Annotated in this window: 13 protein-coding genes, 3 pseudogenes and 1 riboswitch; of the genes and pseudogenes, 7 read left to right on the plus strand and 9 right to left on the minus strand. The window is 69.2% G+C overall.

Features of this window, described 5'->3' with window-relative positions; translation table 11 throughout:
• The first annotated feature begins 38 nt into the window (after positions 1–38).
• The 3 genes from ABZ865_RS25870 to ABZ865_RS25880 all read left to right on the plus strand — a co-directional run bounded on the left by ABZ865_RS25870 (position 39) and on the right by ABZ865_RS25880 (position 2,495).
• Positions 39–452 (plus strand): VOC family protein, encoded by a 414-nt coding sequence (locus tag ABZ865_RS25870; protein ID WP_361234859.1) that lies wholly within the window; start codon positions 39–41, stop codon positions 450–452.
• Positions 453–513: 61 nt separating this feature from the next.
• Positions 514–1,638, plus strand: coding sequence for an LOG family protein (locus ABZ865_RS25875; RefSeq protein ID WP_361234861.1), 1,125 nt, complete (start codon positions 514–516; stop codon positions 1,636–1,638).
• A gap of 170 nt (positions 1,639–1,808) precedes the next feature.
• Complete coding sequence (locus tag ABZ865_RS25880) at positions 1,809–2,495, plus strand: LAETG motif-containing sortase-dependent surface protein (RefSeq protein ID WP_361234864.1); 687 nt, start codon at positions 1,809–1,811, stop codon at positions 2,493–2,495.
• Positions 2,496–2,590: 95 nt separating this feature from the next.
• On the opposite strand, the gene ABZ865_RS25885 is transcribed toward ABZ865_RS25880, so the two are convergent.
• From ABZ865_RS25885 to ABZ865_RS25910, 6 genes are all read right to left on the minus strand, one after another.
• Positions 2,591–3,388: a maleylpyruvate isomerase family mycothiol-dependent enzyme gene (locus tag ABZ865_RS25885; protein ID WP_361234867.1), complete on the minus strand. Its 798-nt coding sequence runs from the start codon at positions 3,386–3,388 to the stop codon at positions 2,591–2,593.
• Positions 3,389–3,412: 24 nt separating this feature from the next.
• Positions 3,413–4,435 carry an ABC transporter ATP-binding protein gene (locus tag ABZ865_RS25890; protein WP_361234870.1) on the minus strand — a complete coding sequence of 341 codons (1,023 nt, stop codon included), beginning with the start codon at positions 4,433–4,435 and terminating at the stop codon, positions 3,413–3,415.
• The gene (locus tag ABZ865_RS25895; protein ID WP_361234873.1) at positions 4,435–6,036 is read right to left on the minus strand and encodes an iron ABC transporter permease; all 1,602 of its coding nucleotides are present in this window, start codon (positions 6,034–6,036) and stop codon (positions 4,435–4,437) included. The genes ABZ865_RS25890 and ABZ865_RS25895 overlap by 1 nt, the downstream gene beginning before the upstream one ends.
• Positions 6,037–6,074: 38 nt before the next feature.
• On the minus strand, positions 6,075–7,148 hold the full coding sequence (locus ABZ865_RS25900; protein WP_361234876.1) for a thiamine ABC transporter substrate-binding protein: 1,074 nt from the start codon (positions 7,146–7,148) through the stop codon (positions 6,075–6,077).
• A gap of 68 nt (positions 7,149–7,216) precedes the next feature.
• Positions 7,217–7,324, minus strand: a riboswitch (TPP riboswitch).
• A 25-nt stretch (positions 7,325–7,349) separates the two neighbouring features.
• A complete protein-coding gene (gene rlmN, locus ABZ865_RS25905; protein ID WP_361234879.1) occupies positions 7,350–8,456 on the minus strand; it encodes a 23S rRNA (adenine(2503)-C(2))-methyltransferase RlmN in 1,107 nt (368 codons plus the stop codon).
• Positions 8,457–8,581: 125 nt separating this feature from the next.
• Positions 8,582–8,899 carry a hypothetical protein gene (locus ABZ865_RS25910; protein WP_361234882.1) on the minus strand — a complete coding sequence of 106 codons (318 nt, stop codon included), beginning with the start codon at positions 8,897–8,899 and terminating at the stop codon, positions 8,582–8,584.
• A 494-nt stretch (positions 8,900–9,393) separates the two neighbouring features.
• Here ABZ865_RS25910 and ABZ865_RS25915 point away from each other — a divergent pair, with 494 nt between their 5' ends.
• Positions 9,394–10,032 (plus strand): hypothetical protein, encoded by a 639-nt coding sequence (locus ABZ865_RS25915; protein ID WP_361234885.1) that lies wholly within the window; start codon positions 9,394–9,396, stop codon positions 10,030–10,032.
• A 149-nt stretch (positions 10,033–10,181) separates the two neighbouring features.
• On the plus strand, positions 10,182–10,598 hold the full coding sequence (locus ABZ865_RS25920) for a hypothetical protein (protein WP_361234888.1): 417 nt from the start codon (positions 10,182–10,184) through the stop codon (positions 10,596–10,598).
• Positions 10,599–10,614: 16 nt separating this feature from the next.
• On the opposite strand, the gene ABZ865_RS25925 is transcribed toward ABZ865_RS25920, so the two are convergent.
• Positions 10,615–10,776, minus strand: coding sequence for a hypothetical protein (locus ABZ865_RS25925; protein WP_361234890.1), 162 nt, complete (start codon positions 10,774–10,776; stop codon positions 10,615–10,617).
• 78 nt (positions 10,777–10,854) lie between these two features.
• Positions 10,855–10,965, minus strand: a pseudogene (locus ABZ865_RS25930) (NUDIX hydrolase); the annotation flags it as partial.
• A gap of 1 nt (position 10,966) precedes the next feature.
• Here ABZ865_RS25930 and ABZ865_RS25935 point away from each other — a divergent pair.
• Positions 10,967–11,262 (plus strand): annotated as a pseudogene (locus ABZ865_RS25935) (plasmid transfer protein); the annotation flags it as partial.
• A gap of 34 nt (positions 11,263–11,296) precedes the next feature.
• Positions 11,297–12,064, plus strand: a pseudogene (locus ABZ865_RS25940) (site-specific integrase); the annotation flags it as partial.
• Positions 12,065–12,511: 447 nt separating this feature from the next.
• On the opposite strand, the gene ABZ865_RS25945 reads toward ABZ865_RS25940, so the two are convergent.
• Positions 12,512–14,143 carry a hypothetical protein gene (locus tag ABZ865_RS25945; protein ID WP_361234893.1) on the minus strand — a complete coding sequence of 544 codons (1,632 nt, stop codon included), beginning with the start codon at positions 14,141–14,143 and terminating at the stop codon, positions 12,512–12,514.
• Positions 14,144–14,166: the final 23 nt, after the last annotated feature.

Here is a 14,166-nt window from a genome sequence, read left to right on the forward strand (position 1 = left end):
AACGACACCAAGCGCACGGACCACAGGGAGAAACCCCGATGTACCAGCAGATGATCTTCGTGAACCTGCTCACCAACGACGTGGCCGCCACGAAGAAGTTCTTCAGCGAGCTGGGCTACACGATCAACCCGCAGTTCAGCAACGACGACTGCGCCTGCGTCCAGATCAGCGACACCATCGTCGCGATGCTCATGACCAAGCAGCACTGGTCCCAGTTCACGAAGAAGGAGCTGGTCGACTCCACGAAGGCGAGCGAGGTGCTGCTCTGTCTGAGCGCCGAGAGCCGCGAGAAGGTGGACGAGTTGGTGGACAAGGCGCTCGCGGCCGGCGGCACCGCGCACGCCGAGCCCCAGGACCACGGCTTCATGTACGGCCGCTCCTTCGACGACCTCGACGGTCACACGTGGGAGGTCATGTGGATGGACCCGGCCGCGGTCCAGGCCCAGGGCTGAGCGTCCGCGCCCGAACAGCCGACGCCGGGGTGAACCACACGACACCCCCTAGCATGGGCGGGTGCATCCGATACCCGCCCAGCCCCACCGTGCCGCCCACGACCGGGAGATCGAGTCGCTCGCCGAGTTCGACGAGGTCGTCGCCGAGCACGGCACGCTCGCCCGGTACCGTGTGCAGGCCGTCGAACTGACGGGCCGTACACGCGCGTTGCTCACCCTCGACACGACGGGTGCCGTCTTCCTCGGCTGCCCGATGGAGCCCGAGGCGGCCGCCCATGTCCGGTCGACCGGAGCCCTGGTGTTCCCGCCGGTCCCGGGGCTCCCCTTCGACCCGTACCGCGGTTTCGCGTACACCCCCGACGAGTTGTTCGAGTCGCTGGACGAGGGGTACGAGGCGACGCCGGACGCCCGCGCGTACGCCTGGTTCCAGCGGACCAAGGCCGACGGCGACGTCTTCGCCTCGATGCTGCGCGCGGTCCACGACGACGCGGTCTCCGACGCGCTGGACGAACTCCTCGTCGGCGCACGGGTGGTGGGCGTCATGGGCGGCCACGCGATGGCCCGCGGCACCGCCGCGTACGCCGCTGCCGCCCGGCTCGGCCGCGAGCTGGCACGCGCCGGGTTCATGGTCGCCACCGGCGGCGGACCGGGCGCGATGGAGGCCGCGAACCTCGGCGCCTACGCGGCCCCCTTCGACGACGGCATGCTGGAGGAGGCACTCCGACTCCTCGCCAAGGCCCCCTCGTTCCGGCCGTCCGTCACCGAATGGGCGCGCGTCGCCTTCGAGATACGCGAACGCTGGCCGGACGGCGGGGAGTCGGTCGGCATCCCGACCTGGTTCTACGGCCACGAGCCGCCGAACGCCTTCGCCGCGCACATCGCCAAGTACTTCGCCAACGCCACCCGCGAGGACGGCCTGTTGGCCCGCTCCACCGCCGGCGTGGTGTTCCTGCCCGGCGCCGCGGGCACCGTACAGGAGATCTTCGACAACGCGACGCCGAACTACTACGAGTCTCGGGGCGAGCCGACGCCGATGGTGCTCGTCGACGAGGAGCACTGGACACGGGAGTTGCCGACCTGGCCACTGCTGCGGTCGCTGGCGCGGGGGCGCGCGATGGAGTCCCGTATCGCCCTTGTTGACCGGATCGAGCAGGCTTCGGAGTTGATCAAACGTCTCGGCGGTTAATAACCGAGTAAAGTCAACACCTGTTGGCGGCATATGCATTGACAGTTCTTACGGGGCGCTTATAAACCTGTGAGCCACTTGGTGGTGTTGGGACCTCGTCTCTCATCCGTCGTCCCAACTCCCCCACAACCCCCCGCAGTTATGCACTCTGTAAAGGACAAACGTTGTCCATGACTCGCCGTGGCGCACGCCGTTCCGTGCGCATTCTGGGTGTTGCATCCGCTACCGTCGCGCTCGCTCTGGGCGTCACCAATACGGCCCTGGCGTGCAACATCCGTGAGTTCTCCGCCGAAGCCACCTGCGTCGGCGACAAGGGCCAGATAGTCGTCACCGACAAGGACGCCTCCGGCACCCCGGCCACCATCACCGTGTTCTCCAAGACCCCGGCCGGCGTCGAGAAGCAGGTGGGCGAGCCGCAGGTGGTCAAGGGCTCGCGCGAAGGCACCACCGTCACCTTCGACGAGAACTGGAAGCCGGACGCGACGTACCGGATCCACGTCAAGACCGAACGGTTCAATGTCGACAACGACATCCAGCCGGACCTGACCACCCCGTCCACGGCCTGCAAGAAGGAGGAGTCCCAGTCTCCGACCCCGCCGGCCTCCCCCTCGGCGTCGCCGTCGCCGTCGACGAGCACCTCGGCCCCGGCCCCGTCGGCGTCCGAGAGCACCCCCGCCCCCGCGGACACGCCCGGCGACAACGCGCCGTCCCCGGCGACCGGTGACTCGAACCTCGCCGAGACCGGTGCGAACTCCAACACCGGTCTGATCGCCGGTGTCGCGGGCGCGCTGGTCGTCGTCGGCGGTGGCGCGGTCTTCTTCGGCATGCGCCGTCGTGGGGCGAAGAACGGCGGCTGACGCCGCACTTCGTCACACCGCTGAGTAAAACACTGCAGAACGCTGCGGCCCGTCCCCGTATCCCCGGGGGACGGGCCGCGGTCGTGTTCCGGTCGTCAGCCGAAGGTGGCGCGGTCCAGCCAGAACTCCAACACCTCGCGCTCGCCCAGCACCTCCAGGCCGGGGGTGTCCAGCGGCAGCCGCCGGTAGAAGGCGAGCAGCACCGAGGTGAGCGGGCCGCGCAGGGCGACGGTGGCCTTCTCGTGGCCGCGGCGCCAGCTGACGCCCTCCTCCCCCAGCTCCACGAGCCACTCGGCGTTCAGGTCCGGGTCGGCGTCGGTGGCGTGCAGGTGGATGCTGCGCCCGGGGCCGCGCAGCTCCTTCGCCTGCGGCAGGGCCCCGGTGCGCTGGACCCACTCCACGAGCTGGAGCCATTCGTCCACCGCGTCGGCGGCGACCTCGGGCGCGACCTCGTAGGGCAGGCCGGCCGTGAGCGCGGCGTCGGCGCGGTGGACGGTGATCTCGTGGGTCATACGACGGGCCCAGAACCCGGTGTTCTGGAGCCCCGCCCACGTCCATACCTCGACGTCGGGTCCGGCCTCGCGCAGCGCGGCGACGACCAGGTCGCCGGTCTCCGCCAACCACGCGTCCAGGGCCCCCGCGTCGCCCTGCTCCTCCGGCCCCGCCCCGTACGGCACCTTCTCGCGCGGGATGTTCTCCCGCGCCCGGTCGCGCACCAGCGCGTCCACCCAGCGCAGTGCGCCGCCCATGTGGCGTACGAGCCTTTCGAAGGTCCAGTCCGGGCAGGTCGGCACGGTGGCGGAGAGATCCGTCCCGGAGGTCACGATGGCCCTCAACCGGCCGACTTGATGGGCGATTTCATCGCAGTAACGGTCATGTGCGAGCAAAGTCATGCCCTCACCCTAGGGGCACGATGATCAACCGAGCATGACGGTTTCGGCCACGTCGAACGCGACACCCACCTCGGCCCCGACCTCCGGCGCCTCCCGGAGCGCGCAGGCCGCCTCCAGGCGGGGGCCGCCGTCCCGGGGCCGGAGACCGACGGCGACATGGGTGCCCTTGAAGGTGCGGGCGGTCACCGTGCAGGGCAAACCCTCGTCGGCTGCCACGAGCCGTACCCCGGCGGGCCGGACCAGCAGCGGCCGGCTGCCCCGGGGTGAGCCGTCGGGGACGGGCAGCTTGCCCCAGGGGGTGTCCGCCACCGCGTCGGCGACGGTCGCCGGGACCACATTCTCGAAGCCCAGGAAGCGGGCCACGAACTCGTCCGCGGGCCGCTGCCAGACCTCCAGCGGCGTCCCGGACTGGGCGATCCGGCCGTCCCGCATCACCACCACCCGGTCGGCCAGCGCGAAGGCCTCGCCCTGGTCGTGGGTCACGGCGAGCACGGTCGTCCCCAACCGGCCGAAGAGTTCCCGGAGTTCGACCACAAGTCGCTCCCGCAGCGAGCGGTCCAGCTGGCCGAGGGGTTCGTCCAGCATGAGCAGCCGGGGCCGGGGCGCGAGCGCCCGGGCGAGGGCCACCCGCTGCTGCTCACCGCCGGACAGCGCGGCCACGGCCCGCCGGGCGGCACCGGGCAGCCCGACCAGGTCCAGCAACTTCCCGATCTCCGCGTCCCGTTCGCCCTTGGGCACCCCGTGCATGCGCAGCCCGAAGGCCACGTTGCCGCCGACGTCCCGCTGCGGGAAGAGCTGGTGGTCCTGGAACATCAGCCCGACGCTCCGCCGGTGCGCGGGCACGCCCGTCTGGTCCCGGCCGCCGAGCAGCACCCGCCCGGAGTCCAGCGGCTGGAGGCCCGCCACCGCCCTGAGCAGCGTGGACTTCCCGCTGCCGCTCGGCCCGAGCACGCACACCACCTCGTGCTCGGCGACAGCGAGGTCGACCGCGTCGAGCACGGGCCGCCCGCCGAAGCGCACGGTCGCGGCATTCAGGCTCAGCAGCATCAGAACTCCCCCGTCCGGTCGGTACGCAGCCGCTCCAGGAGCAGCAGAGCCGCCGCGCACACCACCATCAGAATGGTCGAAAGGGCCATCGCCTGGCCGTAGTTGAGATCTCCGGGGCGGCTCAGCAGCCGGGCCACGGCGACCGGGAGGGTCGGGTTGTCGGGCCGGGCGATGAACACGGTCGCCCCGAACTCCCCGAGCGAGACGGCGAACGCGAACCCGGCCGCGATCAGAAACGCCCGCCCCACCAGCGGCAGATCGACCTCCCGCCACACCCGCCACGGCGAGGCCCCGAGCACGGCGGCCGCCTCCCGCAGCCGCTCGTCCACCGCGCGCAGCACGGGCAGCATGGTCCGTACGACGAAGGGGGCGCCGACCAGCGCCTGGGCGAGCGGGACCAGGATCCAGGACTGCCGCAGGTCCAGCGGCGGCTCGTCCAGGGCGATCAGGAAGCCGAAGCCGACGGTCACCGCGGACACGCCGAGCGGCAGCATCAGCAGCGCGTCGAAGCCGCGCACCAGCCGTCCCGCGTCCCGGCGAGCCAGCGCGGCGGCGGCGAGACCACCGACCGTCACGGCGATGGCGGTGGCGGCGACGGCGTACTCGAGGGAGGTCCACACGGAGTGCAGCGGCGCCACCAGGAAGGTGCCGCCATCGGCGTCGGTCAGCGCCCGGTAGTAGCCGAGGCCGGGCGCGTCGAGGGAGCGCCGTACGAGCACGGCGAGCGGCAGGACCAGCAGCAGCGCGATGGTGACGAGGACCCCGGCGAGCAGCGCCCACTGCCCGGCGCCGCGCGGCCGACGGGCGGTCACCTTCGGGTCGACGAGCCGCAGGGCGCTCTCCCGGCGCCGCACCGTCCAGGCGTGCACGGCGAGGATCGCGCCGACCGCCACGAACTGGACCAGGGTGAGCACCGCGGCCGTGGAGAGGTCGAAGACCTCGGAGGTCTGCCGGTAGATCTCCACTTCGACGGTGGAGAAGGTGGGCCCGCCGAGGATCTGGACGACGCCGAAGGAGGTGAAGGTGAACAGGAACACCATCAGCGCGGCGGCGGCCACGGCGGGCGCGAGGGCCGGCAGGGTGACCTTCCGCCAGGCCCGCAGCGGGGACGCGCCGAGCATCCGCGCGGCCTGCTCCTGCCGGGGGTCGAGCTGGGCCCACAGCCCGCCGACCGTGCGGACGACCACCGCGTAGTTGAAGAAGACGTGCGCCAGCAGGATCGCCCACACCGTGGTGTCCAGCCGTACGCCCCACAGCTCGTCCAGCAGCCCGTTGTGTCCGACCAGGGCCAGGAAGGCGGTGCCGACGACCACGGTCGGCAGCACGAACGGCACGGTGACGACGGCCCGCAGCAGTTGCTTGCCCGGGAAGTCGAACCGGGCGAAGACATGGGCGGCGGGCAGCGCGAGCAGCAGGGTGAGCGCGGTGGAGGCGAGCGCCTGCCAGGTGGTGAACCACAGCACGTGCCGGATGTCCGGCTGCGTGACGACGCCTGCCATCCGCCCCCATTGCCAGGCGCCGTCCACCTTCAGCCCGCGCGCCACGATCGCGGCGACGGGCCAGGCGAAGAAGACGGCGAAGAACGCGACGGGCAGGGCCATCAGCCCGAGCCGCGCCGCGTTCCCCCGCCGGCGTTCGGCTACTTCAGTACGAGCGAGGTCCACGACTTGACCCACTGGTCACGGTTGGCGGCGATCGTGCCGGGGGCCATGGTCGCGGGGTTCTTGGCGGCAGGCCCGTACTCGGTGAACTCCGCGGGCACCTTCGCGCCGTCGACCACCGGGTACACGAACATGTTCAGCGGCATGTCCTGCTGGAACTCCTTGGTGAGCAGGAAGTCGATGAACGCCTTGCCGCCCTTGGTGTTCTTCGCGTTGCTGAGCAGCCCGGCAAACTCGATCTGCCGGAAGCAGGTGCCGTTCGACACCCCGGTCGGGGCGGTGCTGGGCCGCTTCTTGGCGTAGATCACCTCGGCGGGCGGCGAGGACGCGTACGACACCACGAGCGGCCGGTCGCCGCCCGCCTTCTTGCCCTCGGAGGAACCGGAGAACTCCTGGTAGTAGGCCGTCTCCCAGCCGTCGACGACCTTGACGCCGTTGGCCTTGAGCTTCTTCCAGTAGGCCTGCCAGCCGTTGTCGCCGAACTGGGCGGCGCTGCCGAGCAGGAAGCCGAGGCCGGGCGAGGAGGTGGCGGCGTTCTCGGTGACGAGGAGGTTCTTGTACTGCGGCTTGGCGAGGTCGGCGTAGGACTGCGGCGGGGTCAGCTTGTGCTCGCTGAAGTAGGCCTTGTCGTAATTGACGCAGATGTCTCCGCTGTCGACGGGCGTGACGCGGTGCTTGTCCTTGTCGAGCTGGTAGGCGGCGCCGACCGTGTCCAGGCCCTTCGCCGCGTACGGCTGGAAGAGCCCGTTGTCGAGGGCGCGGGAGAGCAGGGTGTTGTCGACGCCGAAGAAGACGTCGCCCTGGGGGTTGTCCTTGGTCAGGATGGCCTTGTTGACGGCCTGTCCGGCGTCGCCGTCCTTCAGGACCCTCACCTTGTACCCGGACTGCTTCTCGAAGTCCTTGACCACGTTCGTGGAGACCGCCCACGAGTCGTGGCTGACGAGGGTGACGGTCTTGGAGTCCGCGGACGACGTGGCGTCCGTCGACCCGCACGCGGACAGCGTGACGAGGCCGAGCCCGACGGCCAGGGCCACGAAGGTCTTGTTGTGCACTGGATGTCCTCCTGGGGTTGGCCAGGAAGAACGCGGCCCCGCCCGGACCCCGGGCAGGGCACGACAGCTTGAGGTGATGACCGAACTTCCTACCCAGAATGACCTGGGCGAGGTTCAGAGGGTCTGCGGCCTGGTTGCCGCACTCTCAGCGCTGTGGCGCTCCCCTGTCGGAATATGAAGATATGAATGACGGGGGTCAGATTACCGCTCGGTGGCCGCGAGCTGACCACAGGCCCCGTCGATCTCCTGGCCCCGGGTGTCCCGGATGGTCACCGGCACCCCATGGGCGGCGATGGCCTCCACGAACGCCTTCTCGTCCTCGGGGCGCGAGGCGGTCCACTTGGAGCCCGGAGTCGGGTTCAGCGGGATGAGGTTGACGTGCACGGGCTTGCCCTTGAGCAGCCGCCCGAGCCGGTCACCGCGCCAGGCTTGGTCGTTGATGTCGCGGATGAGCGCGTACTCGATGGAGAGCCGGCGCCCGGACTTCTCGACGTACTCGAAGCCGGCGTCCAGCACCTCGCGCACCTTCCACCGCGTGTTCACGGGGACGAGGGTGTCGCGCAGCTCGTCGTCGGGCGCGTGCAGGGAGATCGCGAGCCGGCACTTGAAGCCCTCATCGGCGAACCGGTGGATGGCGGGCACCAGGCCGACGGTCGACACGGTGATCCCCCGCTGGGACAGCCCGAGCCCGTCCGGTGCGGGATCGGTGAGCGCCCGGATGGCCCCCACGACCCGCTTGTAGTTGGCGAGCGGCTCGCCCATCCCCATGAAGACGATGTTGGACAGCCGCGCCGGCCCACCCGGCACCTCGCCGTCCCGCAGCGCCCGCATGCCGTCCACGATCTGGTGGACGATCTCGGCGGTCGACAGATTCCGGTCCAGCCCCGCCTGCCCGGTCGCGCAGAACGGGCAGTTCATCCCGCACCCGGCCTGCGAGCTGATGCACATGGTGACCCGGTCCGGGTACCGCATGAGCACCGACTCCACCAGGGTCCCGTCGAACAGCCGCCACAGCGTCTTGCGGGTCGTCCCCTCGTCGGTCGACAGATGCCGTACGACCGTCATCAGCTCGGGGAACAGCGCCTCGCGCAGCTTCTCCCGCGAACCGGCCGGGATGTCGGTCCACTGCTCGGGGTCGTGTGCGTACCGCGCGAAGTAGTGCTGCGAGAGCTGCTTGGCACGGAACGGCTTCTCCCCGACCTCGGCCACCGCGTCCTTGCGCTCGGCGGGCGAGAGATCGGCGAGATGCCGCGGCGGCTTCTTGGCTCCGCGCGGCGCGACAAAAGTGAGTTCTCCGGGCTTAGGCATGGCTGTACCAGTGTCGCAGATCCAATTGGGTGACCTGGGGCTGTGGCTCGCTACGACTGTCGTTAGTAGGTGTCACCGGTCGTCACTGAGCGCCGTCGGACGGCCCAGGGACGGCCCAGCGGCGATCACTCGTCGGCTGCCAGCCACTCATCGAGCCGGACTCTGACCTGGTGGTTGTGCGCGTGCCAGAAGACCTCACCGCTGACGGAGGTCCCGAGGGCCGGGAGGTCCATCCCCTGCGGCATGGACGTGATCTCCGCGAGCGCTATGGCGTTCGGCACGCCGTCTATACGTATGAAGATCCCGAAGGGCTGGCGACCGAAGACCTCGCCGGTGATCCGGGTCCCTACAGGCAGGGCCGCGACGGTCGCCGCCCAGCTCGACCGGACCGCGTCAGCGGCCGGCGCTTCAGGGCCCGCCGTGGGCCAGGCGTACTCATCCATCGGTAGATCATGACGCCTCGGTCACCCCACAGCTCTCCGTTACCCCTGCGACGAGCTGCCTCGGGCCGTCGTCGTCCGCGGGTGTTGCCGTCGGCGCCTCCCTGTAGCGGACCACCGCTTTAGGAGTTCGATCTCCCCTCGGAATGGCTGGGGGCCGCCTCGTGCATCGGTGCCACACGTGGCTGCTGACTGTCGCCGCTGTCCGTGGTCGTTGATGTCAGCGTTGGATGTCAGCGAAACAGCTCCGGCACCGGGCAGGTCTCCCAAGGCTCATCCGGCCGGTCGGCCCAGCGCCACCAGACATGCCGACCGGCACACCTCCACAGCGTCCGGCAGGTTCGCCGGCCATGCTGCCGACAACGGGGTCACCGTAGGTTGACGAGACGGTGGGGGCGGCCAGCGCACGCTCATCCTGCAATGACTTCTCGGCAGGCTTCCTTAAGCCTGGAGCGAACAGCCAGACAACCGAGAGCAACTCTCGGTAACCATTTCACATGCCCAACCGAAATGCGCCGCTGCGCCGCGAGATTAGGATGCAAATTCCCCGCCCCAGATCTCACGCCAGGCGAAGTCAGGATACGAATCACCAAGTTGACCGTCCATCGAAGTCTGAGCGCCGCTATTCGCTGATAAATACCGTTTCCACGGCTGGCGCTACGCTGATGTCCGTCGCCGCGCTCGTCGTCTCTCTCGCCGCTTACTACGATCAGTGGTCTGGCGAGCAAGAGAACACACTTAAGGATGCGGCGCACGTGAACTGGTACTTCCTCTACACGGATAGCCAAGCTCCAAGCCATCTGGTCGTAGAAAATCGATCGTTCCAGCCCGCCTACAACGCCGTCGTGAACATCGAAGACAGCAGGGGGAAGAACTTACAGAACTTCCAGATCGGAGTCCTGACCCCTTGCAGCAAGGTCACTCTTGAGCTGGGCAAGCACGGAAAAGACGTGCGCATTGATCAGAAAATTGAGATGTTCTACCGAGACCCTGTCGGCCGCGAATGGAGGGAAGGATACCTCGGAATTCCTGTCGAGACATCAAGGAAGGTTTACTTCGCCCCGGAATCCGCGCGAGACGTTGTTTTCCAGTGGGGACTGGAACAAGATTGGAAAGATCTCGATGCTTGTGGATGAACCCCGCTGGCCGGGGGTTGAAGGGAAAGGTCGGCGGAGTCTTAATGACTCAGTCAAGCGTCGTCGCCCACGTCGTCGAGGGGCACCACCTGGTCCAGAGTTGACCGACGCCGATGGTCCGCCGAGGTCGGCTCGACTACCCTGCGCGTGTGCGTGCTGAAGAGATCTCCCCCTGGATCGCGGATCACGATGCTTCGATCAGCACGATCGAGCTTGCTTCAGCGTTCGATGCTTACCTCTGCACCCTCCCGTGGGCGGGCAATGGCATTGACTGGCGAGACTTGCCGTGTGGGTCCCTCGGGCTTCATGGCGTCTCAGATGATGAGGCAGTGGAGTGGGCAAGAGTGACTCCTATGGGCGCCCACGATCACGTCCTGTTGATCGACTCCGCGTCCGAGCCGGGCGTCATCTGCGCTTTCGACGATGCGCTGCGCGACTTCGAGCTGCTGTCGAATCGTCCAGAGCTCTACATGTGCGGAGTGGACCTCGTGGGCGGGCAGCCCGAACCGACCTTTGGACACTTCATCGAGCGGCGCGCGTTCATGACCCTCAACGCGCGACTGTGAGGCGCAGCTGGCGAGCTCAGCCTTCCATGGAGGCGACCGCCCTTGCCGGTGGTGTGATTGTGAAGGGCCGGTTGTCGCGGAGCAGGGCCCACAGGACATCGACCAGGCACCCCTGGTGCGCCTGAATCTCGGTGAGCAGGTCCCGCAGGATCCCAGGGGTGTTGTCGAGATCAGTCACGATGCCGACCGTATGTCTACGCGGTGCTCGCCCTCAAGGTCATCGGTTAAGCATCTCCCGACGCCAACCCGTCAACCATCAGCTGAGACTGACAGTGATGAGCCGCCGTCCGTCATGGCTTCGTACGTGTGGGCCGTTGCCCTCCAAGGCGTCCAAGACTCTGACCGCGAAGACCTCGGACATGAGCTCCCGCGTCAACGACGAAACGTCGGCGAACATGGCCTTCGGCGACATCTCCCCGGACGCCGTCCTGGCCGCCTCCAGATCCCCGCCGAGATGCGCGGGGTCGCCATCGTCGGTGACTCGACCGGCGGTTGGCACCGCATCCGCGCCCCGCACACCTCGATCCGCCAGGCGGTCAACGTCTGCAACCGGCACGCCGACCGCACCCCGGAACTGCCCGAACTGGCACCGTTCCGGCCCGCAGTGTCCGGCCCGCCTCAGGCCCCGGTGCCGCTGTCCAAGACAGCTCCGGCCACCGCCTGACCTTCCCGCTTCCCGGTCGGCGCGACCGCTTCGCGCCAGGAACATCTACGGCGACGTACGGGCCGTACTCAGTGTGGCGGTTGATGACGGACTGTTGCCTCGAAATCCGTGCTCCGCGAAGTCAGTCCACCCGCCGACCACCGAGCAACGCCGTGCTGTGTCGTGGCTCCCTGCCCAGGTTCGCGCGGTCCGTGCAGCACTCCCCCAGCGCTACCGCCCCATGGTGGACGTGGGCGCCGGGTGCGGGCTCCGTCAGGGGGAGATCGTGGGACTGGCTGAGGATGCGCTCGACTTCGACGGCGGCATCATTCGGGTGATTCGGCAGGTGAAGCTGATTCGAGGCAAGGCCGTGTTCGCGCCGCCGAAGTGCAACAAGGAGCGGGACGTACCGCTGCCGCCCTCGGTGGCTGAGGCCCTGCGGGCCCACATGGACGCCTTCAAGCCGGTTGAGATCACCTTGCCGTGGCGCAAGCCGGACGGCCCGAAGGTGTCAGCCCGCCTCCTGTTCACGAACACCGCAAGCGGGCTCGTGTGGCGAAGCAACTTCAACATCCAGGAGTGGAAGCCCGCCCTGGTGACGGCTGGCCTGATTGCGGATGCCGGTGAAGACGGCAAGTACGAGTCGGCTCGCGAACATGGGATGCATGCCCTGAGGCACTTCTACGCCTCGGTGCTGCTGGACGCCGGCGAGAGCATCAAGGCCGTGAGTGAGTACCTGGGGCACTCCGACCCCGGCTTGACGCTGCGGGTATACGCGCACCTGATGCCGTCGAGCCAGGAGCGTACGAGGAAGGCCGTGGACAACGTTCTGTCAGATCTCGGGCTCTGTTCGCGACTTGTGGGTTCTGGCACAGATCTTGGGGAGCGGTCTCGGAGTGTTACCTCGATGTTCGATTGCGCCGACGTCGGCCCGTCGTCCCCGACCGGGCGGCCGAGCTGGGCTGGGTCCTCGGCTACAGCGCACCCGCGGCCGCGGGTGCGCTGCCGCACGCCGACACCCAGGCCGAACGCGCCCTCGCCGCCGGGTCACCCGCCGTCGTCCACACCACCGACCCGCTCACCCTGCACGCGCTCGTCGCTCCGGCCGACGCCCGCGAACTCGCCCGCACCCGCTTCGCCCCCTGGACCGAGCCGGCCCGCAGGGTGCCGCGGTCCTCCTCGACACCCTGCGGACCTGGCTCACCCTGCACGGGCAGCCCCGCATGGAACTCTGGTTCGCCCTGCAATGGCTCCCGGACGGGAGAAGCGGTCAGCGTACGTCGACGTAGTCGCCGGCGGACGTGCTGTTCAGGTACGCGCTGGTCGCCGTGTACGCGGCGCTCCAGGTGCCATCCTGCTTCGCGGTGAAGGTGAGGGTGAACCTGCCGTCCTTGCCCGTGGTCACGGTCGCCATGCCGGTGCTGGTCTTGGCTCCGGCGACGCGGAAGCGGATGGTCACGTGCTGGCCGGACACGCCCGTCCACGTGGAGCCGTTCTGGCGCTGCAGGGTCCCCGTCACGGTCAGGGTCCGGCCCTTGCGCACCGGCTCCGGCGAGGCGTTGAAGCCGGTGATGCGGGTGACCGCACGGGTCAGGTGCACGACGCCGGTCGTGGTGGCGGTGGCGTCCGCGTTGCCGGGGTAGTACAGGCGCAGGTAGCCGGTGGGCTTGTGCAGCGTCTGCCAGGCGTCGAAGGCGCCCGTCGCGTCGGGGGTCACCGTCGCCACCGTCGTCCAGCCGGTACGGCCGTCCGCCGACTGCTGGAGCTGGACGCGCCCGGTGGGCAGCGGGCCCGCCGAGGCGCTGAGGCGGCCCTTGACCCGGACCGCCCCCGCGCCGGTGAAGGTGTGGTCGGACCAGGCGAGGGTGGAGTGCGAGAGGGCGTGCAGGGTGGCCTGCGCGTTGCCGCCTTGGAGGAAGGCGAAGCCTCCGACGCCCGCCGTCCAGCTGGTGTCACCGGTCACCGTGGCGAGCGTCTCGCTGAACCGGCCTCCGGTGCCGAGCTCGTAGGCGTGGGCGCCGTTCGGGCCGGTCAGGAGCACCTCGGTGTCGTGGTCGGCGGCCGGCAGCGGCGTCCAGGTGTCCGTCGTCGGGCTCAGGTACTGCGCGGTGCCGCCGACCGTGTAGGAGCGGCCGTACACGGCGGTGTCCGCCGCCTTGTCGAAGACGACCCGGGTCGGGCTGGTCGTCCTGGACACCTGTACGGGGTCCGTGCCGACCGTCTGGTCGTCCTGCTGCACCGCGTAGACGTACACGGAGTTACGCACGGGGGCGGTGACCTGGTAGCTGCCGTCGGCCTGGACGGCGGCCCCGATCTCGTAGGGACTCGATCCCGCCGACCGTGTCCCGGTGAGGTAGACCTCGCTCCCGGTCCAGCCGGGGGTGGTGACTCCGGTGGCCGGGTCGAACGTCGACACCTTCCCGGTGGCGGTCACCGTCTGGTGCTCGAAGTCCACCGTGGTCCGGTCCAGGGCGGTGTCGGTGAAGACGGGCACGTCCTCGTAGCGGACGACGCCCCGGCCGACGTAGGTCGGGTGGTCACCGTCCGCGTCGGCGAGGTCGACGGTGGTGTCGTAGACGCCGTGGGTGCCCAGGGCCATCCGGTCGGAGCTGCGCCACGTGCCGTCCTCCGCGGTACCGGAGACGAGGGTGAACCCGGTGACGGTCGTCACCGGCCGGTCGCCGGAGACGCGCAGGGTGAGCTGCGCGGTGATGGAGCCGGCGTCGATCGCGGTGTCGGACGTCGCGTGGAACTCCAGATAGCCGGCGTCGTCCGGGTCACCTCCGACCGAGGAGACGACGGGCAGCACGGTGTCGGCGGTGTCGGCGAACGCGGGGCCGGCTGCCGGGATGCTCACCAGGGCGGCGATGAGCGAGAGCGGTGCGATGAGAGGCCGACGCACAGGGGGCTCCAGAGGAATCGTCG

The sequence above is a fragment of the Streptomyces sp. NPDC047085 genome (genome assembly GCF_040643735.1).
Classification (GTDB): domain Bacteria; phylum Actinomycetota; class Actinomycetes; order Streptomycetales; family Streptomycetaceae; genus Streptomyces.

What these genes read in the sequence shown, in the direction of transcription:
- ABZ865_RS25870 (WP_361234859.1), top strand. Translation starts at nt 39, where the DNA reads ATGTACCAGCAGATGATCTTCGTGAACCTGCTCACCAACGACGTGGCC.
- ABZ865_RS25880 (WP_361234864.1), top strand. Translation starts at nt 1,809, where the DNA reads ATGACTCGCCGTGGCGCACGCCGTTCCGTGCGCATTCTGGGTGTTGCA.
- ABZ865_RS25885 (WP_361234867.1), bottom strand. Translation starts at nt 3,388, where the DNA reads ATGACTTTGCTCGCACATGACCGTTACTGCGATGAAATCGCCCATCAA.
- ABZ865_RS25890 (WP_361234870.1), bottom strand. Translation starts at nt 4,435, where the DNA reads ATGCTGCTGAGCCTGAATGCCGCGACCGTGCGCTTCGGCGGGCGGCCC.
- ABZ865_RS25895 (WP_361234873.1), bottom strand. Translation starts at nt 6,036, where the DNA reads ATGGCCCTGCCCGTCGCGTTCTTCGCCGTCTTCTTCGCCTGGCCCGTC.
- rlmN (WP_361234879.1), bottom strand. Translation starts at nt 8,456, where the DNA reads ATGCCTAAGCCCGGAGAACTCACTTTTGTCGCGCCGCGCGGAGCCAAG.
- ABZ865_RS25910 (WP_361234882.1), bottom strand. Translation starts at nt 8,899, where the DNA reads ATGGATGAGTACGCCTGGCCCACGGCGGGCCCTGAAGCGCCGGCCGCT.
- ABZ865_RS25915 (WP_361234885.1), top strand. Translation starts at nt 9,394, where the DNA reads ATGCCCAACCGAAATGCGCCGCTGCGCCGCGAGATTAGGATGCAAATT.